17 protein-coding genes and 2 pseudogenes are annotated in these 23,367 nt (G+C 71.0%); 7 read left to right on the top strand and 12 right to left on the bottom strand.

Annotated features, from left to right (window positions below; all coding sequences use genetic code 11):
* Window positions 1–6: 6 nt before the first annotated feature.
* The 5 genes from O7626_RS21730 to O7626_RS21710 all read right to left on the bottom strand — a co-directional run bounded on the left by O7626_RS21730 (window position 7) and on the right by O7626_RS21710 (window position 7,483).
* Window positions 7–789: a TIGR03089 family protein gene (locus O7626_RS21730; RefSeq protein WP_278062969.1), complete on the bottom strand. Its 783-nt coding sequence runs from the start codon at window positions 787–789 to the stop codon at window positions 7–9.
* Window positions 790–1,045: 256 nt separating this feature from the next.
* The gene (locus O7626_RS21725; RefSeq protein ID WP_278062968.1) at window positions 1,046–3,850 is read right to left on the bottom strand and encodes an aconitate hydratase; all 2,805 of its coding nucleotides are present in this window, start codon (window positions 3,848–3,850) and stop codon (window positions 1,046–1,048) included.
* Window positions 3,851–4,007: 157 nt separating this feature from the next.
* Entirely contained in the window at window positions 4,008–5,627 is a 1,620-nt protein-coding gene (locus O7626_RS21720; protein ID WP_278062967.1) for a PfkB family carbohydrate kinase, read from the bottom strand.
* A gap of 99 nt (window positions 5,628–5,726) precedes the next feature.
* Window positions 5,727–7,214 (bottom strand): PfkB family carbohydrate kinase, encoded by a 1,488-nt coding sequence (locus O7626_RS21715; RefSeq protein ID WP_278062966.1) that lies wholly within the window; start codon window positions 7,212–7,214, stop codon window positions 5,727–5,729.
* Window positions 7,215–7,270: 56 nt separating this feature from the next.
* Complete coding sequence (locus tag O7626_RS21710; protein ID WP_278062965.1) at window positions 7,271–7,483, bottom strand: hypothetical protein; 213 nt, start codon at window positions 7,481–7,483, stop codon at window positions 7,271–7,273.
* A gap of 54 nt (window positions 7,484–7,537) precedes the next feature.
* On the opposite strand from O7626_RS21710, the gene O7626_RS21705 reads away from it, so the two are divergent.
* Both O7626_RS21705 and O7626_RS21700 read left to right on the top strand, forming a co-directional pair.
* Window positions 7,538–8,182, top strand: a complete 645-nt coding sequence (locus O7626_RS21705) for a hypothetical protein (RefSeq protein ID WP_278062964.1) — start codon at window positions 7,538–7,540, stop codon at window positions 8,180–8,182.
* A complete protein-coding gene (locus O7626_RS21700; protein ID WP_278062963.1) occupies window positions 8,179–8,868 on the top strand; it encodes a cellulose-binding protein in 690 nt (229 codons plus the stop codon). The genes O7626_RS21705 and O7626_RS21700 overlap by 4 nt, the downstream gene beginning before the upstream one ends.
* A gap of 114 nt (window positions 8,869–8,982) precedes the next feature.
* Here O7626_RS21700 and O7626_RS21695 read toward each other — a convergent pair.
* Both O7626_RS21695 and O7626_RS21690 read right to left on the bottom strand, forming a co-directional pair.
* Window positions 8,983–9,456: pseudogene (locus O7626_RS21695) on the bottom strand (NUDIX domain-containing protein); the annotation flags it as partial.
* A gap of 63 nt (window positions 9,457–9,519) precedes the next feature.
* Entirely contained in the window at window positions 9,520–9,795 is a 276-nt protein-coding gene (locus O7626_RS21690; RefSeq protein ID WP_278062962.1) for a hypothetical protein, read from the bottom strand.
* A gap of 31 nt (window positions 9,796–9,826) precedes the next feature.
* On the opposite strand from O7626_RS21690, the pseudogene O7626_RS21685 reads away from it, so the two are divergent.
* Both O7626_RS21685 and O7626_RS21680 read left to right on the top strand, forming a co-directional pair.
* Window positions 9,827–10,426, top strand: a pseudogene (locus tag O7626_RS21685) (transposase); the annotation flags it as partial.
* Between the two features lie 297 nt (window positions 10,427–10,723).
* Window positions 10,724–11,311 (top strand): hypothetical protein, encoded by a 588-nt coding sequence (locus tag O7626_RS21680; protein ID WP_278062961.1) that lies wholly within the window; start codon window positions 10,724–10,726, stop codon window positions 11,309–11,311.
* A gap of 311 nt (window positions 11,312–11,622) precedes the next feature.
* Here the strand turns inward: O7626_RS21680 and O7626_RS21675 are convergent, their stop codons facing one another.
* Window positions 11,623–13,257 (bottom strand): ABC transporter substrate-binding protein, encoded by a 1,635-nt coding sequence (locus O7626_RS21675; RefSeq protein ID WP_278062960.1) that lies wholly within the window; start codon window positions 13,255–13,257, stop codon window positions 11,623–11,625.
* A 265-nt stretch (window positions 13,258–13,522) separates the two neighbouring features.
* Here O7626_RS21675 and O7626_RS21670 point away from each other — a divergent pair, with 265 nt between their 5' ends.
* The gene (locus O7626_RS21670) at window positions 13,523–14,458 is read left to right on the top strand and encodes a winged helix-turn-helix domain-containing protein (RefSeq protein WP_278062959.1); all 936 of its coding nucleotides are present in this window, start codon (window positions 13,523–13,525) and stop codon (window positions 14,456–14,458) included.
* 163 nt (window positions 14,459–14,621) lie between these two features.
* Here the strand turns inward: O7626_RS21670 and O7626_RS21665 are convergent, their stop codons facing one another.
* The 3 genes from O7626_RS21665 to O7626_RS21655 all read right to left on the bottom strand — a co-directional run bounded on the left by O7626_RS21665 (window position 14,622) and on the right by O7626_RS21655 (window position 18,556).
* On the bottom strand, window positions 14,622–15,104 hold the full coding sequence (locus O7626_RS21665) for a hypothetical protein (RefSeq protein ID WP_278062958.1): 483 nt from the start codon (window positions 15,102–15,104) through the stop codon (window positions 14,622–14,624).
* A 20-nt stretch (window positions 15,105–15,124) separates the two neighbouring features.
* Window positions 15,125–16,858 carry a RyR domain-containing protein gene (locus tag O7626_RS21660; protein ID WP_278062957.1) on the bottom strand — a complete coding sequence of 578 codons (1,734 nt, stop codon included), beginning with the start codon at window positions 16,856–16,858 and terminating at the stop codon, window positions 15,125–15,127.
* Window positions 16,859–17,011: 153 nt separating this feature from the next.
* On the bottom strand, window positions 17,012–18,556 hold the full coding sequence (locus O7626_RS21655) for an aminopeptidase P family protein (protein WP_278062956.1): 1,545 nt from the start codon (window positions 18,554–18,556) through the stop codon (window positions 17,012–17,014).
* Between the two features lie 216 nt (window positions 18,557–18,772).
* Here O7626_RS21655 and asnB point away from each other — a divergent pair, with 216 nt between their 5' ends.
* Window positions 18,773–20,731: an asparagine synthase (glutamine-hydrolyzing) gene (gene asnB, locus O7626_RS21650; RefSeq protein WP_278066253.1), complete on the top strand. Its 1,959-nt coding sequence runs from the start codon at window positions 18,773–18,775 to the stop codon at window positions 20,729–20,731.
* A 98-nt stretch (window positions 20,732–20,829) separates the two neighbouring features.
* Here asnB and O7626_RS21645 read toward each other — a convergent pair whose 3' ends face one another.
* Complete coding sequence (locus O7626_RS21645) at window positions 20,830–21,891, bottom strand: lytic polysaccharide monooxygenase (protein ID WP_278066252.1); 1,062 nt, start codon at window positions 21,889–21,891, stop codon at window positions 20,830–20,832.
* Between the two features lie 453 nt (window positions 21,892–22,344).
* Here O7626_RS21645 and O7626_RS21640 point away from each other — a divergent pair, with 453 nt between their 5' ends.
* The gene (locus tag O7626_RS21640; RefSeq protein WP_278062955.1) at window positions 22,345–23,307 is read left to right on the top strand and encodes a PfkB family carbohydrate kinase; all 963 of its coding nucleotides are present in this window, start codon (window positions 22,345–22,347) and stop codon (window positions 23,305–23,307) included.
* Window positions 23,308–23,367: the final 60 nt, after the last annotated feature.

Genomic DNA, 23,367 nt, shown 5'->3' with positions numbered 1-23,367 from the left:
GGGCGGTCACAGCATCCGGGTCACCTGTTCCTCCCGGGTGCGCCGCTCGACGCTGTCCGGGTCGAGGTTCGCGCAGAGCACCACCGAGGCGCCGGCCGCCAGCGGCGCCAGCAGCCACTTCACCGGGTGCTCGTGCTCGGCGGCGTCGACGAGTACCCGGTCGCCGGGGCGCAGGTCGAACAGATCGGTCGCCATCAACCGGGCCAGTCGGCCCCACTCGGCGTAGCTGGTGCCGTCGACACTCGCCGGGTCGTCGGGGTGCAGCGGCACGTACGGCCGCAGGTCGGCGTCGTGGCCGCGTACCTCGGTGAGGTAGTCCCGGTAGCCGGCCGGCGGCGCGGCCAGCGGTGCGGCGTCCGGGGCGAGGCCCAGCACGAACCGGTGCTCCGCCTCGGGTACGTGGTCGAGCCAGTCGCCGATCCGGGGCAGCGCGGCGTACGTGACGTCGAACGGCTCCTCGACTCCCGGGCCGAGCGCGGGTAGCCCGGCGGTGGCGAGGCCGTGGAAGCTCACCGACACCCCGGCCGACCAGGTGCCGAGCAGTACGGCGGCGGTCTGCCAGTGCGGCGGCAGCAGCACCGCGGCCCGGGCACCGATGCCGAGTCCGCAACCGTGCAGCAACAGGTTCGCCGTCCGGGCCACCCAGCCGGCCAGCGCCTCGGCGGAGAGTTCGGTGCGTTCCCCGGTGGCGTCGTCGTAGTAGGTGAGCAGCGGCCGGACCGGCTCCGCCGCCAGTGCGGACGCGAAGAGCGCCGGCACGCGGCCGACTCGGGTCGAACTCTGCCGCATTTCCGGCCTCCTCGTCTCGTACCCGATCCGGTGCCTGCCCGGCCGGGCGCCCGGCCGGCGGGCCGGGCAGTTCCCGGTTGCCAGTGATACCACAGTGTCATCCTGATGCCCTGGTGGTATCACGCTCGTCGGGCATATGCCGTCCGGTCCCGGCTACCGGGCACAGCCCGGCGACCCGGCGCCGGGGCGTCACGCGGTGGGCCGGCCACCCCCGAGTGGGGGATGACCGGCCCGCTGGTGCGCTGGGTGGCGAGGATCAGGCGGTCAGCATCTTGCGCAGCACGTAGCGCAGGATGCCGCCGTGCCGGTAGTAGTCCGCCTCGCCCGGGGTGTCGATCCGGACCACCGCGTCGAGCTCGACCCCGGTGTCCGTGCTGACCCGGACGGTGCGCGGGATCTGGCCGTCGTTCAGCGCGGTCACCCCGCTGATCGAGAACGTCTCGGTGCCGGTCAGCCCCAACGACTCCGCGTCGGTGTCGGCCGGGTACTGCAACGGCAGCACACCCATCCCGATCAGGTTCGACCGGTGGATCCGCTCGTACGACTGGGCGATCACCGCGCCTACCCCGAGCAGCATGGTGCCCTTCGCCGCCCAGTCCCGGGACGAGCCGGAGCCGTACTCGGTGCCGGCCAGGATCACCAGCGGGATGCCCGCCTCCTGGTACGCCACCGAGGCGTCGTAGATCGAGGTCTGCTCGCCGGTCAGGTGGTTGACCGTGAAGCCGCCCTCCACCCCCGGGACGAGCTGGTTGCGCAGCCGGATGTTGGCGAAGGTGCCCCGGATCATCACCTCGTGGTTGCCGCGCCGCGACCCGTAGGAGTTGAACTCGTGCCGGGCCACCCCGTGCGCGGCCAGGTATGTCCCGGCGGGGGAGTCGGCCTTGATCGAGCCGGCCGGCGAGATGTGGTCGGTGGTGACCGAGTTGCCGAGCTTGGCCAGCACCCGGGCGCCGGAGATGTCCCGCACCGGCGTCGGCTCCGGCTCCATCCCCTCGAAGTACGGCGGCTTGCGCACGTAGGTCGACTCGCCGTCCCAGGCGAAGGTGTCGCCCTCCGGGGTCGGCAGCGAACGCCACTGCTCGTCCCCGGCGAAGACGTCGGCGTAGTCCTTGGTGAACATCTCGCTGCGCAGCGCGCTCGCGATCACGTCGTCGATCTCGGCGGAGCTGGGCCAGATGTCCCGCAGGTAGACCGGCTGACCGTCGGCGCCGGTGTCGATCGGCTCGTTCGCCAGGTCGATGTCCATCGTGCCGGCCAGCGCGTACGCCACCACCAGCGGCGGGGACGCCAGGTAGTTCATCTTGACGTCCGGGTTGATCCGGCCCTCGAAGTTCCGGTTGCCGCTCAGCACCGAGACCACCGACAGGTCGTGCGAGTTGACCGCCGCCGAGACCTCCTCGGGCAGCGGGCCGGAGTTGCCGATGCAGGTGGTGCAGCCGTAGCCGACCAGGTGGAAGCCGAGCTTCTCCAGGTAGGGGGTGAGGCCGGCCCGCTCGTAGTAGTCCATCACCACCTTTGAGCCCGGGGCCAGGGTGGTCTTCACCCACGGCTTGCGGGACAGCCCCCGGTCGACGGCGTTGCGGGCCAGCAGGGCCGCCCCGATCATCACCTGCGGGTTGGAGGTGTTGGTGCAGGAGGTGATCGCGGCGATCACCACGGCACCGTGGTCCAGCTCGTATTCCGCGCCGTCGTCGCCGGTGACGCGTACCGGACTGCTGGCCCGGCCCTTCGCGCCGGTGGCCGCCGAGACCAGGTCGCGCGGCGCGTCGGCCGGGTCGTTGACGTCGTTGGCCGGCGGGTCGCTGGCCGGGAAGGACTCCTCGCTCGCCTCGTCGGCCGGGCCGCGTGCGCCGTTGCCGCCGTCACCGACGTAGTCGACGAGGGCGGACCGGAACAGCGTCTTGGCGTTGCCCAGCGGCACCCGGTCCTGCGGGCGCTTCGGGCCGGCCAGCGACGGCTCGATTGTGGAGAGGTCGAGTTCGAGCCGCTCGCTGTAGTCGGGTTCGGCGGCCGGGTCGTGCCACAGGCCCTGTTCCTTGGCGTACGCCTCGACCAGCGCTACCTGCTGCTCCGAGCGCCCGGTCAGCTTCAGGTAGCGGACCGTCTCCTCGTCGATCGGGAAGATCGCCACGGTGGAGCCGTACTCCGGGGACATGTTGCCGATGGTGGCCCGGTTGGCCAACGGCACCGCGCTGACGCCGGGGCCGTAGAACTCGACGAACTTGCCCACCACGCCGTGCTTGCGGAGCATCTCGGTGATGGTCAGCACCAGGTCGGTGGCGGTGGTGCCGGCCGGGGCCTCGCCGTGCAGCTTGAACCCGACGACCCGGGGGATGAGCATGCTGACCGGCTGGCCGAGCATCGCCGCCTCGGCCTCGATGCCGCCGACGCCCCAGCCGAGCACGCCGAGGCCGTTGACCATGGTGGTGTGCGAGTCGGTGCCGACCACGGTGTCCGGGTACGCCTGACCCTCCCGCTCCATGATCGTCCGGGCCAGGTACTCGATGTTGACCTGGTGCACGATGCCGGTGCCGGGCGGCACGACCTTGAACTCGTTGAACGCGTTCTGGCCCCAGCGGAGGAACTGGTAGCGCTCCTTGTTGCGGCCGTACTCCAGCTCGACGTTGCGGACGAAGGCGTCCTGCCGGCCGAAGAGGTCGGCGATCACCGAGTGGTCGATCACCAGCTCGGCCGGAGCCAGCGGGTTGACCTTGGTCGGGTCGCCGCCCAGCTCGCGGACCGCCTCCCGCATGGTGGCCAGGTCGACCACGCAGGGCACCCCGGTGAAGTCCTGCATCAGCACCCGGGCCGGGGTGAACTGGATCTCCACGCTCGGCTCGGCGTCCGGGTCCCAGTCGCCGAGCTGCCGGATGTGCTCGGCGGTGATGTTCGCGCCGTCCTCGGTGCGGAGCAGGTTCTCCAGCAGGATCTTCAGGCTGTACGGCAGGCGCTCGTGCCCGGGTACTGTATTGATCTTGAAAATCTCGTAGCTCGCGTCTGCGACGCGTAGCTGGCTCTTCGCACCGAAGGTGTCGAGGCTCGCCACGTCGTACTCCTTCACGCTGTCTTCGTCCCGGCCCGTACCGCAGTCTTTCCTACCTGTTACCTCGGCAATGGGCTCAGGTAACCCTTACCGACGTCCGTTCGACTCAACAAAACCGTACGTCCGTCTTGCTATAAACGCAAGCCTGTCCGGATCCCGGGACGCCGGCAGCCGGTCAGGACTCGACGGCGCCGAAGCCCTGGGCCCGGATCATCTCGTCGAGCTGGTAGAACGTCCGGCTGATCCCGTTGCGCGGAAACGAGATCGTGTACGGCTCGGCGGCCTGCGGGACGAAGTCGCAGCCCTCCTCGGCCAACACCATCACCCGGTCGAAGCCGTGCCGCCCCTGGAAGAGCCCGACCTCGTGCACCACGTTCTGCCGGGCCAGCCGCCGCCCGTCGCCGGTGAAGTCCTCGGCGGTCAGTACGCAGATCGCGAACCCGCACCGCTCCAGATAGTCGGCGAGTGCCTCGGTCACCTGGCGTCCGCCCCACGACCCGCTCTCGAACGAGTACACCGGCAACTCGAACCGCTCCTCGATGAAACGCTGCACCGCGAGCCACTCCGGATGCGCGCCGTGCGCGATGAAGACCCCGTTGGGCAGCCCGGCACTGCGCCGCTCGCTGGCCAGCGAGCGGATGAACTCCTTGGTCACCTCGGCGAACTGCGCGTGCCCGGCGCTGCCCACGTGCCGCAGCTTGTGCCGGGCCAGCCGCATCCCCAACAGTGAACCCAGCTCGACCTGCAACCTGTCACTCGTCAGTACGGTGAGCAGACCGGCCGCGAAGACGTCGCCGGCACCCGTGGCGTCCTTGACGTCCTCCGGGACGACGACCTGTGCCTGGGCGTAGAAGTCGCTGGTCAGCTTGCCGTTCTCCCGCTGGTAGGACCAGATCCCGGTGGGCAGCTTGACCACCACCACGCCCTGTCCGGCCGCGGTCCGGGAGACCAGCCGGGCGGCCACCGTCTCGTCCGACTCGCCCTCGACATGCCGGCCGAGTTCCCGGAACTCGCGGTAGTTGACCAGCAGATAGTCGCTGAGCCCGAGCAGCGCCTCGATCTCGGCACTGGCCGTCGCACTCCAGACGTGGCCGGGGTCGAAGCAGATCGACGTGCCGGTGCCCGCCTCCCTGACCGCGCGCAGCACCCGGAGCAGCCGACCGGGGGTCCGGTCGTCCAGGAACGAGGTGAGGTGCACCACCCGGGCGCCGGCCAGATAGGCGACCACCCGGGTGAACTCCCGGTCCAGGTGGTCGGCCAGGTATTCGTTCGCGCCGGCGTGGGTGAGCAGGGTCCGGTCACCCTCCTCGGCCAGGGACAGGCAGATCCCGCAGAGGTGCGCGTTGTCCTGGAAGACGAACCGGTGGTCGATGCCGAGCGCCTCGAACTGGGTGACCGTGGAGAGCCCGATCACCGGTACCCGCCCGGCCACCCCGACGTACCCGAGCCGGAGCCCGACCTGGGTCTGCGCGATGGCGAAGATCGCATTGAAGGCCGACCCGCCCAGGCTGAACGTGGTCCCGCCGAGCAGCGTCTCCGGTCGGGCGAAGCCGGCGGCCTCGATCGCCGCATGGATCGTCTCGGCGTCGACCGCACGCTCGGTGCCCGGTTCCACCGGAGGTCCACTCCGTTCGACCAGCCGGGAGATGCGTTCCGTCAGCGGGCGGATCGGCTCGGAGGGCGACGAGCCGGCGCTGACGAGATAGTCGAGATTCAGCGCGCCAATCCCGACGACATCAAGGGCAAAACCCTCCGGATCGGCACGATCGTCAATGCGAATTGAAGAATCTGTCACGTCTGTCACCCCATCGCCGCATCAGGCCCTCGCGCCGCAACATGCGTTCCAGTTCCAGGAACGTGCTGGTGATCCGGCCTAGAGGGAAGTCCATCCGGATCAGGCCCGCGATGTTCGAGAACGTATCGCAGCCCTCCTCGGCCATATCGCGACTCGCCCGAACCCGTAGCGACCCTGGAAGATTCCGGCCTGGTGAACAATGTTCTGGTTCGCCGGGCTCCGGGCGCCCGGACCGCTGCCCTTCGCACTGAGCAGACAGACCGCGAAGCTGCACCGGGCCAGGCTCTGCCGCATCAGCGCAGCCAGGTTGTGCCCGTCGAGATCCGAGGACTTCAACTCGTACGTGGGCAGACCGCAGTTCTGTTCGATGAAAAGGCGTACGACCCTCCACTGCGGATGTTCGTCGTGTGCGATGAACACACCGGGTGGCCCCGGTCCGGTCCCGCCCAGCCGCTCCGTCTTCTGCAGGAAGCCCTTGCTGAGGTCGGGCAGCCCGGGACGCTCCCCGACTGAGTGCCGGTGCAGCTCCTTCTGCCGGGCGAGGCTGAGCCCGACGAAGGCACCGAGTTCGACCTGTAGCCGGCGGGAGGCCAGCGCCGAGAGCACGCCCGCCGCGAAGACGTCCCCGGCTCCGGTGGCGTCCTCCAACTCGGTCTCCCGCACCGGGCGCTGCAACTGGAACCGGGAGGTGAGCACTCCCGCCGGCACCGACCGGAACACCTCGATGACGTCGTACCGCTTGGTGACGAAAACGGTGCAGTCCGAGCCGCACCGGGCCAGCGTCTTGCGGGCGATCTGGTCGTCCGGCTCGCCGTACACGTAGCGGCCGAGCGCCTTGAATTCGCGGTAGTTCACGAAGAGGAGGTCGGTTAGGCGCAGAATTCCCTCGACCGCCGCACTGGGATGTTCGGCCCAGTCGAATCCGGGATCGAAACTGAGGCAGAGTTTCGGATTGAGCCGCTTGGCCAGGGTCAGCACCTCCAGGACCTGAACCGGAGTTTCCTCGTCGAGAAACGACGTGACGTGCACGACGCGCGCCGCGGCGAGATAACGGGCCAACTCGTCAAGGTTCTCCCGGATGAATCCGCACATCTCGAAGTTGGCGCCGGGGTGGGTCAGCATGACCCGGTCGGTGTCGTCGATGTAGGACAGACAGAGTCCGCTGAGCCGGTCCGGCCGCCGGCTGACCCAGCGATGGTCGATCCGCAACTCGGCCATCTGCCGGAGGAAGGAGAGCCCCGGAGCCTCCACCCGGCCGACCACGCCCACGTAGCCGAGCCGGAGACTGACACCCATCTGGGCCAGGGCGAAGATGGTCAGCCAGGCCGACCCGCCCAGCGAGTAACCGAGAGAGGCGACCCCGAGGTGTGCGATCGCGTCGTTGATGACCTCCTCGTCGACCGGCCCCTCGCGATTCCACTCGAACCGAGCGACGGATTCGGTAATCCGCTCCGCCATCCGTTGGGACAGCCGCGACGCGCTCGCGATGTAGTCGACGTTCAGGGCGCCGAAGCCGACGATTTCCGGTGGATCGGGACCGGCCGCGCCGACGCCCGACTGTCCCGCCTCCGGTCGCGGCCCCGCCATCTATCGATAATGTTGATTCGCTTTGCCGCCCGCAAGCAGGTTGGCGGTGCGCGTACCTACTGTGAGCTTTGGGATTTGTTCGGGCTGTCGTCCGGGCCGCCGCCGGTGGAAGTTGCGCCATCGGCCGCCGCCGCGTGCCGTTCCCGCAGCCGGTCCCGGATCTGTTCCGGGCTGTACGCCCGACGCCGCCGCTCGGCCCGGGCCAGCACCACCCCGGTGGCGGCCACCCCGACAACGCTCGCCACGCCGATTACCTTCCACCAACGCATCCGCCTAGGGTAGTCGCCAGGCCGGGAACGGCCCGGCGGACCGAGGTGGGGGCGATGGCCGAGGAGCGCACCGAACTCAGCCTCGACGAGGCGGTCGAGCTGACCCGTACCGGTGACGTCTGGGTCTTCCGGGGGCGCAGCGTGCCGGATCGGGCGATCCAGATCACCACGAACAGTCCGGTGAACCATGTCGGAATGTCCGTGGTCATCGAGGACCTGCCGCCGTTAATGTGGCACGCCGAACTCGGCCGGTCGCTGCCCGACATGTGGTCCGGTGGCCACCACCGGGGCGTGCAGCTGCACGACCTGCGGGACGCGGTCCGGGTCTGGGGAACCCGGTACGGCCAGCGCGGCTGGCTTCGGCAACTCGAACCGACGGCCGACGACGAGATGGAGAACGCGGTGCTGCGTACCATCGCCCGCCTGGACGGGACGCCGTTCCCGTCCACCGCCCAGCTGGCCTGGCGGTGGCTGCGCGGCCGGGCGCCCGCCGTACGCCGCCGGCCGAGTGACAGCACTCTGGAGACGGCGTACTGTGCCGAGGTCGTCGCGGCGACCTACCAGGCGATGGGGCTGCTCCCGGCCGGTCGCCGGCCCAACTGGTACGACCCCGGCCGGTTCTGGAGCGGTGACGACCTGGAGCTTTCCGCCGGACGGCGGCTCGGCGACGAGATCTCGGTGCGGATCCCGGCTCGGTGAGGACCTCCGACCCGACCCGACCGCGTTGGTTCGCGGCGGCACCCTGGATCGTCGTACTGGCCGGTGTGCTGGTGATGACGGTGCTCTTCGCCTTCGCCACCGGCTACCTCACCGGCGACCGGCGCACCTCTGGGGCACCCGATCCGGACTGGCCGTTCGCGCCCGGCTCGACCCCGTCCGCGCTCGCCTCCGGCACCGGCCCGGCGGACCCCGCCGCGTCGCCGACGCCGGGTTCCCGAACCCCGCCACCCAGTTCGGACCGGCCCGGCGGCGACAGGGCGGGGGCGTCGCGTTCCGCGCCGCCGCGCAGCGCGCCGCCGCGAGCCCGGCCGACCACCACCGCGCCGAAGCCGGCCGAGCCCGCGCTGACCGGCCGCTACCGGGTACTTTCCGACTATCGGGACTCGTTCATCGCCGAGGTGCTGGTCCGGAACACCGGCGGCTCGGCCCAGTCCTGGACCGTGGAACTGCGCTTCCCGCGCGAGGTCGACGACCTGCGGGCGGTCTGGGTCGACGGTGCGCCCCGGCCGTGGGTGGACCGCGACGACGGACGGTGGATCTTCCGCAGCGGTGCGCCGCTGGGCGGTGGGCGCTCCGACCCGCTGCGGTTCCAGTTCGAACGCTGGGGTGACGGCGAGCGGCCGATCAGCTGCACCGTCAACGGCCGGGCCTGCGAGATCTGGTAGCCGCCCGGAGCAGGCCGGGATCAGGTGGCCGCTCGGAGCAGGTCCACGGCCACGGCGATCTGACTTCCGACCGCGCTCCGCCCGGGTCAGGGCCGCTCGGCGGAACAGTCTCGGTCAGTGGCGCCACGGCAGGCGTACCGGTGCCGCCGGTGCGCCGCCGGCCAGCAGGGCGGTAAGCAGATCGGCCAGCCCGAACGGCAGGATCCGCTCGTCGGTCGTCGCCAGCTCGGCGGTGCTCCACCAGCGGTGTCCGACCAGGGCGTTCCGCTCGCCCTCTTCCATCCGGCTGGTGTCGACGCGGTGCGCCTGGGCCCGGTGCCAGAAGAAGTCGTCCCGGAAGACACCCTCGGCCCAGCCGAGATCGGCGTAGCCGGCGCAGTACGCCACCGGGCCGCCGAGGGCGTCCGGCCCGACCAGCAGGCCGACCTCCTCGTGCAACTCCCGGACGGCGGCCCGGGGCAGCGACTCACCGTCCCGCACGCCGCCGCCGGGCACCAACCAGCAGTGCCCGCCGGCCGGGTCGGCCGGATCGAGCAGGCAGCGCAGCAACAGGAGCCGGTCCGCGCGGTCGAGCAGCAGCACCCGGGCCGACCGGCGGCGGTACGGTGTCCGGTCCCCGGCGCCGCTTGTCGCGACCCGGTTCTCCGCCGGTCATCGCGATCCGGTGCCGGCGGCCGGCAGTGTGCTGATGTGGTCGAGCACCGAGCGCAGGATCGCGAACGACTCGTCGTCGTCCTCGGTGCCGGTGTGCGGGGCGCGGAACCGGCTGGTCTCCTCGGCGACGTCGGCAAGGTGCCACCAGCTGCGGTACAGCTCCAGCACCTCGTCCTGCGGCGCCACCCCGGTCGCCTTGGCATAGGCGTCGAGCACCGAGCCGTCACCGGGCTCCACCAGCCAGAGGTCGCGTTCGGGCGGCGCGATCCGCACGGTGTCCCAGTCGATCAGCCGCCAGCCGTCGGCGCCGAGCTGGTTCACCGCCGACGAGGCGTTCGGGCAGGCCAAGTACCTGCGGGTGTGGCTGGAAGAGCGGGACGTGTTCCATGTGGTGGCGACCCGGTGCAACGACGACGTGTCGGCCCAGGGGATCGGGCACGGCCGGGTCGACACCATCGTCGCCCAGCTACCGGCCAGGGCCTGGCGTCGTCTGTCCTGTGGGGACGGCGCGCACGGGCCGCGGGTCTACGACTGGGCCAGGGTGCCGATCCGGCCGTGGTGGGCGCCCGGGCGTGGACACTGGCTCCTGGCCCGACGCAGCGTCAGCGACCCGACCGAGATCGCCTACTACATCTGCTACGCGTCGAGGCGGACCACCCTCGCCACGCTGGTCTGGGTAGCGGGGCGACGGTGGCCGGTAGAGGAGTGCTTCAAGCAGGCCAAGCAGGAGGCGGGCCTGGACCACTATCAGGTGCGTACCTGGCGGGGCTGGTACGCCCACATCACCTTGTCGATGCTGGCCCTGGCCTGGCTGGCGGTTATCCGCGCCGAGGACCTAAAGGGGGCAAATCGCCTGACGGTGAGCAACTCATCCCCATCACCGTTCCCGAAGCCCGCAAACTGATCATCAAACTGCGTCAGGACCGCCACGAAACCAACGACCACGTGGTCGCCTGGTCACGCTTCCGCCGTCACCGACAATGGCAAGCCCAGCAAAGCCACTACCGGCGACGACAGCCCCCATAAGTGCCGTTGCAGTACTAGAAGTCGCGCCTGCTGTTCGGCCACGACCGCCGCTGGCTGGACGTCACGAGCGATGAAACCAATCTGTAGGCACGAGGGGATACTGTGCGGCGTCGCTCTCTGGGCGACCGAGGTGGATTCTGCTCGTCGGTGCAAACCGTCATGGAAGGACCAGCTTTTGAATTCCAGGATCAACCGGTGGCGGTCGGGTCATGCGAGGCGGCTGGCCGCCCTCGGGCTCGCCGTCACTGCCGCGATCGGCGCAGGTGCCTTTGCCAGCAACGCAGCGGCAAGCGACCTCAGCGGTACGACCGGCACCGGTGCGGTGGCCGCTACTCCCACGCCGTCCGCGCCACCTTTGCAGTGTGGAGTGTGGACCACTGTTACCCTGACCAAGGTCAGTGGCCCCGCCCGACAGGCGCCAAGCCTGCTGCTGGCGGGATGTGTCCAGCACGTCGGGGACCAGGTCTGGTACGGGATTCGATGGAGAGCCCGCGACTCGTACGATTCCTACATCGGGGTGATCAACCTTACGTACAAGGCGCGACCGTACGACTGCTACGGTTATGCGTTGCCCTTCATGCCTCACGGCCAGTCGATCGGCACGTCTCAGCTGTCCGGAGACGATCTGCCCTGGCCGACCGCGATGGATGCCCATGGTGTCCAGGCCACGACCTGGTTCTCGACGGTGCAGGTGCGGGACGCGAGCGGCACCGTCTGGAAAGGCTCCAAACCGACTGTCTACTCGCCCTGCGTAGAAGCGTGAGCAACGTTCGGTGGGAGACCACCTGATCCCGAGCCGCCCGGCCGACGGTGTGACGCACCGCCGGCCGGGCGGACGCTCCTGGCCGCACACCGCGATCAGAACCTTCCCGAGAGGAGGCTGATCGTCGACTGGCCCCGAGCACTCCGGCAGCTGCCGCACCTACTCGTCCGCCTGGCCGGCGCCTGCCCAACCCGCAAACCCTGCCAAACCTGCAAACACGGTTCCCCACACGGAAACCCCCCTGCCCAATCAAGCCTTGACAAAGCACTCCAAGCGCTCCAGCGCCAGTTGGTTACCTGCCGGGCCACCGGTCAGCCGGTCACCTCGATTTTCAGCAGGTCGACCTGGCCCCGCGGGTTCAGCTCGACGTTGCCGACCCGGGTCGAGTGGCCGAAGTTGTTCTGCCCGAACCGCAGCGGGATCACCGGCATCTCCCGGGCCAGGATCTGCTCCGCCTCCTGGTACTTCTTGATCGCCTCCTCCTGGTTCGGCGCCCGCTCACCCTCGGAGACAAGCCGGTCGAAGTCGGCGTTGCTGAACCCGTAGTAGTTCGACGACCCGTCGGTGGTGTAGATCGGACCCAGGTAGTTCTGCATCGACGGGTAGTCCATCGACCAGCCCATCCGGAACATCCCGACCGGGGTCTTCGCCTCCACCTTGTTCAGCAGGTCGGCGAAGCGTGCCTCCGGGGTGCTGGTGCAGTCCACGCCGAGGTTGTTGGAGAGCTGGTTGCAGGTCGCCTCCACCCAGTCCTTGTGGCCGCCGTCGCCGTTGTAGGAGATCTGCAACTTCGCCGGCCCGCCGGCCGCCTGGTACGCCGCCTTCGCCTTCGCCGGGTCGAACTGGCACGCCTCGCCGCAGGTGTCCGGCCGGGCACCTGCGAGCAGCGGGGAGACGAAGGACCTGGCCGAGGTCTGCGAGTCCTTGAAGACGGTCTTCACGATCTCGTCCCGGTCGATCGCCATCGAGATCGCCTTGCGTACCTCCGCCTTCGCGAACTCGGGCTGGAAGGTGGGGAAGGCGAGGAACTGGAACGACGACAACGGACTTCTCTTGAACCGGTCGCCCAGGTCGCCGGGTGCGGTGCCCAGCGCCTCGGTCGGCACCTGCCGGGTCACGTCGTTGTTGCCGGCGAGCAGGTCCGCGTAGTCGGCGCTGAGCGCCTGGTAGATCTGGAAGGCCACGCCGCCGACCTTCGGCTTCGGACCGGGGTGCGCGTCGTACCGCTCGACCTCGATCCGGCTGTCGTGCTGCCAGCTGCCCTTCATCTTGAACGGGCCGTTGCCGATCGGCGCCTCCTCGAAGCCCTCCTGCAGCACCCCGTCCGAGGCCCACGCGGCGTTCGGCAGCGGCGCGAAGACGTGGTAGCCGAGCACCGACTCGAACTCGGCGAACGACCCGGAGAGGGTGATGGTGAAGGTGAGGTCGTCCACCTTCTGCAGGCCGGTCAGCTTCTTCGCCTTCGGCTCCGGCGCCGTCTGCGGTCCCTCGCCGTCCGGGTCGGTCGATTGGACGTCGTCGAAGCCCTGGATCTGGCCGAAGAAGTACGACCCGCCGTTGCCGTTCGGACCGTACGCGGCGTGGTTCCAGGCGTTGATGTAGCTGTCGGCGGTTACCGGCTCACCATTGTGGAAGGTGTACCCGCTCTTCAGCTTTACCGTCCACAGTGTGTTGTCCGTCGACTCGATCGACTCGGCGGCCACCTCGACCGGCTTCCTGTCCTCGTCGAACTCCACCAGCGGGGTGTAGAGCGCGGCCAGTACCTGCGCCCCGGCGCTCTCGGTGGCGTTCGAGGGTATCAGGTGCTGCGGCTCGGCGATCCCGATCCGCACCACCGCGTCGGCGTCCGGGGCGCTCGCCTCCTCGCCGCCGCCACTGCATCCCGTCGCGGCGAGTACGGCGGCCATCGCCGCCGCGCTCCAGCTGATCCGTCTGGACACCGGCATGAAGCCTCCTTCGTATCGGCGCCGCACCGCGAGCCCCCGGGCGGCGTACGCCGGGCACGACGGTGGTCCATCCGTCCGTCCGGCCGGGCCAGACCGTCACCGGCCGGCTCCTGCCTCCCAGTTACGAGCCGATCAGCCCGTCCGGGCAATGCTTTTGACTGGGTCCAAACCGTCCGGAGAGTCGACAACTGGGCGGCGGGGCGACCGCGTCTGGTGAGCAGACAGCAGTCGGGCCGGACCGCCCGGCCGAGGCCTGGAGGTGGTGATGATCCGGATCTGGTTGGGCCCCGAGGACATCGCCCGGACCCGGATCGCTCCCGCCCCGCTGCCGCTGTACGAGGTGGTCGTCAGCCTGGCCGGCGCCCCGGCCGGCGACGCACCGGACCCGGTGGCCGGCCCGGATCTGGCCGGCTGGCTGCGCGAACTGGCCGAGTCGACCGGCGCCGGCCCGGCCGGCGTGGCTGGACCGGCTGGTTCGGCCGAGCTGCTCGCCCCGCTCTCCGAGGACCGGACCCTGGAGGGAGCCCTCGCCTGGCTGCTCACCACCTCGGCGGGCCGGGGGCGGAGCCTGGCGGCGGCCGTCCGGGGCTACTACGAGCGGCGGATCGGCACCGAACTTGCCGCCTGGGAGTCGGTGGTCCGGCTCGACGTCAACGAGCGCAGCCGGGCCCTGGCCACCGGTGGGGTGCAGGCACTGCTGGCGATGTTCGACCCGTGGGCGGTGTGGCGCAACCCGGTGCTCTCGGTGACCTCCGCGGTCGACCTGGACCTGCGGCCCAACGGCACCGGCCTGTTGCTGGTGCCGTCGGTCTTCGCCCGGCGGCCCTGGGTCGGCACCCGGCCGGACTCGGTCGTGCTGGGCTATCCGGTGCGCCGGCCGCGCACCCCGGGAAGCCGTGCGCCGGGCCACCGGCCGGTGCCGGCGTACGCGCTCGCCGCCACCGCCGCCACCGGCGATCCGTTGACCGCGCTGCTCGGGCGCTCCCGGGCCGCGGTCCTCCGGGCCGCCCTGGTCGGCGCGAACACCACCGACCTGGCCCGGCGGGCCGGCATCAGCACCCCGTCCGCGTCCCAGCACGCCAGCGTGCTCCGCGACGCCGGGCTGCTGCGCACCACCCGGCACGGCAAGGCCGCCCACCACACCCTCACTCCGCTGGCCCGCGCGCTGCTCAGCAGCTACGACGCGGTCACCCGGCACTGACGCGGCCACGATCGCCCGCATTAACCAGCCGGCGTGGCTGACCACCGCCGCCCGCCACTTGTCCAGGACCTGGTCGAAGCCGTTCCGCCCGGTGCTGCCGCGCTGGTTCCCGTCCGGCATCGGCTGGCGGAAGACGTCGGTCACGCCGGTGTCGAACGCCCGGTCACTGCCGCTGCGCCCCGGACGGCCAGAGTACGGTGACCGGCAGTTGGTGTTCGTGGGCGGCTCGGACCACGTCCGCGGTGTCGCCCACGTCCGCCGACGGGTGGCCGTCCCAGATCGCGAAGAGCCGCTCGCAGCGGCGGAGCATCTCCAGGCTCGCCGCCAGGTACGCCTCCCGCCCCGAACACGGGAACGGCATGTACGACACCGAGGTGGCCCCGCGCAGCAACTCGTCGAAGTCGCGCAGGTTGTGCTCCCGTACCGCCCGTTGCCGGTAGTCCAGGGCCGGGATCACCGCCTCGTAGCTCCCGCCGCAGGCGAGTACCGCCCGGGCGAAGAGCTGGTCGGCACCGTCGGCGAGGCAGGTGATCCCGTGCAGCTCCGGCCCGGCGTACGGGCGCAGCTCCTCGGTGAGCCGGGCGTAGACCAGTTCCGCCGTGCCGTCGGCGAGCATCACGTGCCCAGTGACACCGATCCGGGTCATCGAGCACCGTCCGTTCGTCGTTACGCGTGCCCGACGCGGACGATCCGGAAGCCCGCGTCGGCCAGGATGACCGGGAGTTCCCGGACCGCCTCGTGGTTACGCTCCCGGAGATCTTCCCGTAGATCCTCCCAGGGGCTCAATGCCGGATGGAGGCGCCGCTCGTCGTCCCGGTCCGGCGCGTACCGCCACCCGCTCGCCACCTGCTCCGCCAGCCAACGCTGGTGTTCCAGGACGGCGAGTCGTTCGATCTCGGGCTCCTTCAGGGCGTGCTCGTCAGCCGGACCGACCCGGGGCGACAGGGCGCAGCCCAGCTCGCGCAGCTTCCGGCCGATGTCCTTGGCCTGGGCGCGGTTCGCCCGGCGCAGCGACTCCGGCAACTCCTCCCAGGGCACCAGCGCCGGATTGCCGCCGGGCCGCTCGCCGTGCCGGCGCCGGGCCACCACGTAACTCTCGTGGATCACCCGGGCCAGCCGCTCCACCAGGTCGTCCCCGATCAGCGCCGGATCGCAGGCGGCGTGCACCACGCCGTAGAGCCGGAGCGCACCGGAGAGGTCGTCGAGGATGCCGAGGCCGTGCCCGCTGCCGAACGCCTCCCGCAGGTTCGCCAGCCGGTCCAGCCGGACCACCATCGAGCCGGGGCCGCCGTGCCAGAGCTGCTCGGCGGTGAGTGCCGTCTTCAGCGCCCGCTCCTCGTCGTCGTAGCAGATGAAGACCCTGTCCGGCGGGAGCGGGAATCCGGCTCGGGGCAGCTGGTCGAGCAGCTCGCCGAGGCCGCCGTCGAGCGGGACGATCCGGCAGACCCGGGACAGGAACGGGTAGCGGTGGGTCAGCTGGGCCGCCGCCTCGGTGGCCGCCTCGTCGACGAGTACCAGCGGCACCCGCCGGGCGCCGTGCGGGTCGCGTACCCGCCAGCGGCGGGCCAGTTCGACGAGTACCGCCCGGCCGAAGGCGGTGGCGCCGAGCACCACCACCCGGGGCGGCCGACCGTCGACGGCGGTCAGCGGGTCCTCGGCGAAGAGTTTCCGGGCGGCCAGGTCGTCGATGTTGAAGAAGTCCAGCCGGGCGCCGGGGTGCCGGGCCAACCCGAGGTGCCGGGCCTGTAGGGCGAGGCAGAGTTCCGGGTCGGCGATCTGGGCGTAGACGGCCAGCGGGGAACGGCCGTGCCGGGCCGCGGCCAGCCCGATCGCCGCGTTGGTGGCGCTGTCGTCGGTACACGCGTAGACCGCCCTGGCCCGCCCGATGCCGGCGCCGCGCAGCACGGCCGGATCCCGGGCCGCCCGCGCCACCTGCCCGGAGCCGGCCGGGGTGGTGTCGTCGGAGCGGACTGCCACCACCCGGTGTCCGGCGGCCTGGAGCCGGCGGGCCAGGGTGTCCGCGACCAAGCCGTCGCCGCAGACGATGACGTGTCCGCGGGCGTTTCGGTCGCGCAGCCGGCGCAGTTCGGTGGCGAAGAGCAGCCGGCACGCCTCCACCACGGCGTACGCGGTGACGGCCGGCGCCGCGAACCGGGCGAAGTCCAGCAGCGGCGGGAACGGCCCGCCCTCGTCCAGCGGGGGTGACCCGAGCACGAAGAGCTGTAGGTCGTAGTAGAAAAGGTCGAACGGGTCGGTCCCGTAGCCGCCGACCCGGTCGATGTGCTGGTAGAGCCCGATGTAGCCACAGACGAAGGCGACCGCGCCGGCGAGCGCGAAGATCGGCCGGAGCACACTCCTGGTCGGTACGCGGGACGGCTCGCCGAGGCTGTGTCCGGGCACACCACACCTCTCCTGCTCCTCCGGTGTGACGACGCAGCGCCATCGTACCGTCGCGGTCTGCCGACAGCGAACGTGAAAACGATCGAGGCGAACAACGTGAAGACGATCGAGGTGAACGTGGGACGGTCGAGCGGCGTCGCCGTACCGGCCGGGTCAGCCCGGCAGCCGGAACCCGGCCTCCCGCTGCTCGGCCAGCCACGCCTCGACCTCGTCGGCCGCCCGGGGCAGCCCGGCCGAGAGGTTTACCGCGCCGTCGGCCGTCACCAGTACGTCGTCCTCGATCCGGATGCCGATCCCGCGCAGCTCCGCCGGCACCAGGTCGTCCTCGGGCTGGAAATAGAGCCCCGGTTCGACGGTCAGCACGTAGCCCTCGCCGAGGGTGCCCTCCCGGTAGTTCTCCTTGCGGGCGTTGGCGCAGTCGTGCACGTCGAGCCCGAGCATGTGCCCGAAGCCGTGCAGCGTCCACCGGCGGTAGACCGTCGAGGTCTCGTCCATCGCCTCGTCCACGCTCACCGGCAGCAGCCCCAGCTCGGCCAGCCCTTCGGCGAGCACCCGCATGCAGGTCCGGTGCACGTCCTTGAAGGTCACGCCGGGGCGGACGAAGTCGATGCCGGCCTGCTGGGCGGCGTACACGATGTCGTAGACCTGGCGTTGCAGCGGCGAGAAGGTGCCGGAGACCGGCAGCACCCGGGTCACGTCGGCGGTGTAGAGGTTGCGCCCCTCCACCCCCATGTCCATCAGCAGCAGCTCACCCGGGCGGGTGATGCCGGTGTTGTGGATCCAGTGCAGGATCGTGGCGTGCTCGCCGGCCCCGACGATCGAGTTGTAGCCGACGTCGTAGCCGTCGTGCCGGGCCCGCAGCCCGAAGATCCCCTCCAGCAGCCGCTCGCTGACCGCCCGGTCGGCCGGCAGCACCCGGGCGACGTCCTCGAAGCCGCGTACGGTGGCGTCGACCGCCTCCTGGAGCTGGGCGATCTCCCACTCGTCCTTGACCAGCTTCTGCTCGCTGAGCAGCGCGGCGAGTTCGCGGTCCCGGCCGAGCCGCTCGGCGCCGTCGGCCTTTCCGCCCTCCGCCGCCCCGCCCTGCCCGGTCCCGCCCTGCGGCGGGTCGTACGGCCGCACCGCGCCGTCCACCGACGGGTCCAGCCCGCGCAGCACCCGGGTCCGCCCCGGGGCGCAGTCGGCCAGCGCGGCCGGCAGCTCGGACAGCGGCGCGGTCTCGATGCCCAGCTCGGTCGCCTTCTCGGTCAGGGTGTGCCGGCGGCCGACCCACAGCTCGCCGTTTCGGCTGCGGAAGAACTCGTCGCCGTCCCGGGACGAGCGGGGCCGCATGTAGAGCACCGCGTCGTGGCCGGAGCCGTTCGGGCGCATCACCAGCACGCTGTCCGGTTCGTGGTCGCCGGTCAGGTAGACGAAGTCGCTGCCGGGGCGGAACCGGTGCGCGGTGTCGTTGGCGCGTACCTTCTCCGGGCCGGTCGGGATCACCAGGGTCTCGCCGGGCAGCGCGGCGGAGAGCGCCGAGCGCCGCTTGGCGTGGTTGGGGACCTCGGGGCGGGGGCCGACCGGCAGGGTGCTGTCCCGCCAGCCCTGCCGCATGAACTCGAGGAACTTCTCCGGAAAGTCCGGGTCGTGCGACTCCGTCCGGGCCGTCTCCACCTCTGCCGGCTCCGCCGTGATGTCGGTGCGCTCGTCTGACATCGCCGTTCCTTCCTCGTCCGGCCCCGTTCCCGCCGTGGCCGGAGTCGGCGGGCGGGCGGGGGAGCGCCTCGGCACCCCGTCGGCCGGCGACCCGGTCCCTCGTCCGGCTGACCTGGTCTGTGCTTCTGGCGTGCTCCGACCGTACCGTGCCCGGACCGGTCGGTCTCGGTGGCGGTGCCGGCACAGCGGACCGGTACGCGTGGAAAGATGACCGCCATGTGCGGACTCCTGGCCTTCTTCAGCGCGCACGGCAACGCCGGCGCACACCGAGACGCCCTGGCCGGTGCGTTGGAATGCCTGCACCACCGGGGACCGGACGAGACCGGGGTAGAGGTGATCACCACCCCGGACGGGTACACCGACGCCGTCTTCGCGCACAAGCGGCTCTCGATCATCGACGTGGCCTCCAGCCACGAGCCGCTGCCGTACGCGGGCGGCCGATACCTGCTGACCTTCAACGGTGAGATCTACAACTACATCGAGCTGCGCGAGGAGCTGGCCCGGGACTACGGCGCCCAGTTCGCCACCGCCGGTGACGGCGAGGTGATCGTCGCCGGCTTCCACTACTGGGGCGAGCAGGTGCTCACCCGGCTGCGCGGGATGTTCGCCTTCGTGATCTGGGACCGGCAGCAGCGCCGCGCCTTCGGCGCCCGGGACTACTTCGGGATCAAGCCGCTGCACTACCTCCAGACCCGGGACGGGGTCTACCTCGCCTCCGAGAAGAAGGCGCTGCTGCCGTTCGCACCGGCGGCGCACGCCGGGGACGCCGGGGTGGACACCGCCAACCTGTCGCACTACCTGACGTTGCAGTACGTCCCCGAGCCCGGGACCCTGCACCAGGGCATCAACCGGATCGGCTCGGGGGAGTACCTGACCTGGACGCCGGGCCGGCAGATCGAGGTGCGCCGCTGGTACCGGCCGGTGTTCCGGCCCGCCCCGGTGCAGGAGCCGCAGAAGCTCTACGACCGGATCCGGGAGACGCTGCGGGAGAGCGTCCGGATGCACATGCGGGCCGACGTGCCGGTCGGCTGCTTCCTCTCCAGCGGCATCGACTCGACCGCCGTGGTGGCGCTGGCCCGGGAGTTCAACCCGAACATCCTCACCTTCACCGTCGGCTACGACGTCCCCGGCTACTCGGAGATCGAGGTGGCCCAGGACTCGGCCCGGCACCTCGGGGTGACCACCATCCCGACCAAGATCGGTCCGCAGGACATGATGGAGGCGCTGCCGAAGATCGTCTGGCATCTGGACGACCCGGTCGCCGACCCGGCCCTGGTGCCGCTCTACTTCGTGGCGAAGAAGGCCGCCGAGCACGTCACGGTGGTGCTCTCCGGCGAGGGCGCCGACGAGTTCTTCGGCGGGTACACGATCTATCGGGAGCCGCTCTCGCTCGGCACGGTCAACGGGCTGCCGGGCGGGGTGCAGAAGGGGCTGCGCGCGGTCTCCAAGGCGATCCCGCAGGGGGTCAAGGGCAAGAGCTTCCTGGAACGCGGCACCACCCCGATCGAGGAGCGCTACTACGGCAACGCCCGGATGTTCACCGAGGAGGAGAAGGAGAAGCTGCTCCGCCGGTACGACCCCGGGGTGCGCTACACCGACGTCACCGCGCCGATCTACGCCGAGTGCACCGAGCTGGACGACGTGACCAAGATGCAGTACGTCGACCTCTACACCTGGCTGCGCGGCGACATCCTGGTCAAGGCGGACCGGATCTCGATGGCGCACTCGCTGGAGGTGCGGGTGCCGTTCCTGGACCGGGAGGTCTTCGAGGTGGCCGCCGGTATCCCGGTGGACCTGAAACTGCCGCCCCGCTCCGACGCCACGAAATACGCGATGCGGCAGGCGTTGCAGGGCGTGGTGCCGCCGGCCATCGTCAACCGGCGCAAGCTCGGCTTCCCCACCCCGACCCGGGTCTGGCTGGCCGGCGAGATGTACGACTGGGCCCGGCACATCTTCTCGATCTCCGGCGCCGGTGAGCTGCTCGACCTGTCGTACGCGCTGCGCCTGCTCGAGGAGCACCGGCGGGGCGAGGCCGACCACTCCCGCAAGATCTGGACCGTACTCATCTTCTGTGTCTGGCACGCGATCTTCGTGGCCCGCACCCTGGACCCCGGCATCCAGCGCAACCAGTCGGCGTTGCTGACCAAGCCGGTGGTCGGCTCGATGGTGCGCTGACCACCCCGACAATGCGCTGACCTGCGGAGAAGTCCCCGAGGCGGCGAACGGGCCCGGCGCCACCGGCGCCGGGCCCGTTCACTTGTCCGCTGTACTGGTTACGGGCTGGTGCAGGTGAGCGTCGGGGCGGAGCTGTTGTTGCCGCTGCCCACGAAGCCGAAGCTGGCACTCGCCCCCGGAGCGATGCTGCCGTTGTGCGCCACGTTGCGGACGCTCACCGAACTGCCGCTCTGGGTGTGCGTGCCGTTCCACAGGCTGCCGATGCTCTCGCCGTTCGCCCAGGTCCAGCCGGCGGTCCAGCCGCTGATCGCGGCGGTGCCGCTGTTCCGGACGGTCACCTCGGCCTGGAAGCCGCCGCTCCAGCTACCGGTCGAGCGGTAGGTCGCGGTGCAGGCGCCGGTGCCCGGGTTGCTGGTCGGCGGGTTGGTCGGGTTGCCGGTCGGCGGGTTGGTGGGGTTGGTGGTGGGCGGGTTGGTCGGGTTGCCGGTGCCCGGGCCGACCCCGGTGACCTCGCCGTTGCCGCCGTCGAAGACCACGTCGGAGCAGCCGAAGAAGTTCTCCTGGCTGTCCGAGCGGACCCAGCGGGAGTAGATGATGTGCCGGCCGCTCTTACCGCTCGGCAGCCGCCCGCTGAAGTAGTAGTGGCCCTCGTTGGAGCCGACCGCGCCGCTCTGCGGCGGGTTGGTCACGGTCAGGAACGGGGTGGCCTCCAGGTCGCCCCAGGCCAGCGCCTTGGTCGGGCTGAAGCCGTCCCGGGTCACGTAGAAGTAGAACGTGCCCGGGTGGTGGGCCCAGTTGCTGTACTTGAAGTTGAAGTTGCCACCGGCGGTCAGGTGGGTCAGCGGCCAGTCGTTCCGGGCCAGGTTGTAGCCGCTGAAGCTGGTGTTGCCACCGCTGCACAGCTGCCCGTCCGCGACGAAGCCGGTGGTCCGACCGCCCGCGTCCGAGCGCAGCACGCTGAACCAGTTGTAGAGCGAGTTGGCCCCGCTCTGCGCCACCGCGGCCGCACAGGCCGGGTTGTTCGGCCTGATGTCACCCTGCTGGCTGAGCCCGTCCTTCCAGCAGAGGAAGGTACGGCTGCCCGGCGCCATGGCGGCACCGTGCGCGACGACCGGGGTGGGGTTGACCACCGTGATGACACCGGCGGTGAGCGCGGCCACGGCGCCGAGCACCGCGATCCTGCGAAGACGTTTCACCGAGTTCTCCTTCTGGGGGCACTGCCGCAGCCGTTGACCGACGCTGCGGACGAACTGCGGGGGACCCGTGGGACGACGGGCGCCCGCTTCCGGGACTGGTTGCGATATCGCCGGTCCGCCCCGCCAGAGGTGGTGGGCTGGAATCTGCTGAGGGCAGACGGGCGACACGGCGCACAGTCCGATCACGGATGTGTGCCCTTCGCGTGGCCCCTTGCCGGCACCCGGCACAGCGCGTCAGCCCCCGCACTGGCTCGGTACCGGCAATCGCATCACGGAACCCGGCCCGGTGGCAATAGGAATCTCTCGATGAAACGTTTCCGGTCGAGATCGGCCCGACGTCCGGGGCGGATCGCGGATGTGCCAGGGTCAGGGGGAACACACCGGGACGCGGCCGGTGCGGCGGGGCGGGAGGCTCGGATGGGATACGCGGTGGTGCTGGGCGAGGCCCTGGTCGACCTGCTCGACGGCGAGTACGACGGGCAGCCCGTCTACCGGCAGGCGATCGGCGGGGCGCCGCTGAACGTGGCCGTCGGGGCGGCCCGGCTCGGCGCCGAGGTGGAGTTCGTCGGCTCGCTCGGCGACGACGTACTCGCCGGGCGGATCACCGAGTTCCTCACCGTCGCCGGGGTCGGCCGGCGGGGCGTCCGGGTGCACCCGGTGCCGACCGCGCTGGCCGTGGCCACCTTCGCCGGGGCGGAACCGGACTTCCGGTTCTACGGGGAGCCGCTCTCCTACGGGCTGCTCGGGCCGGACGATCTCGACGTACCCCTGGTCGAGGGCGCCTCGGTGCTCTACGCCGGCTCGATCGTGCTGCTCTGCCCGCCGGTGCTGGCCGCCGCCCGGCTGGCCTGGACGTCCGCCACCGGCCTGCGGGTCTTCGACCCGAACGTGCGGCCCCGGCTGCTCCCGGACCGGGCCGCGGTGGCCGGGCTGCGGGACGTGGTCGCCGAGTTCGTCGCCTCCGCCGACCTGGTCAAGCTGAGCGTCGCCGACGCCGAGGTGCTCTACGGTGAGACCGACCCGGCGGCCACCGCCGGGCGGCTGCACGATCTCGGCGCCGGCGCCGGCGCCGGCGCCGGCGCCGGCGCCGTCGTGGTCACCCTAGGCTCGCGCGGCGCGCTGGTCTCGACCGCAGCCGGCGGAACTCCGGTACGCCTGCCGGCGCCCGTGGTCGACGCCGTCGACGCCACCGGTGCCGGCGACTCGGTGATGGCGGCCCTGATCGCCGACCTGCTCGCCGACGGGGTCCCGGCGGACCCGGCCGGCTGGTCCGAGCGGGTCGGCTACGCGCTCCGGGTCGCCGGGCTGGTCTGCGAGTCGCCCGGCGGCGCGGTCTCGATGCCGACCCGCGCCCAGGTCGCCCGCCGCTTCCCCGACTGAACCGTCCGTCGTGCTGCGGGGCGGTGTGTACGGGTTGCACCTTCCGTAGCGGCATGTGTT

The sequence above is a fragment of the Micromonospora sp. WMMD1102 genome, assembly GCF_029626265.1.
GTDB lineage: Bacteria > Actinomycetota > Actinomycetes > Mycobacteriales > Micromonosporaceae > Plantactinospora.
This window is presented reverse-complemented; position numbering and strand designations above follow the sequence as displayed.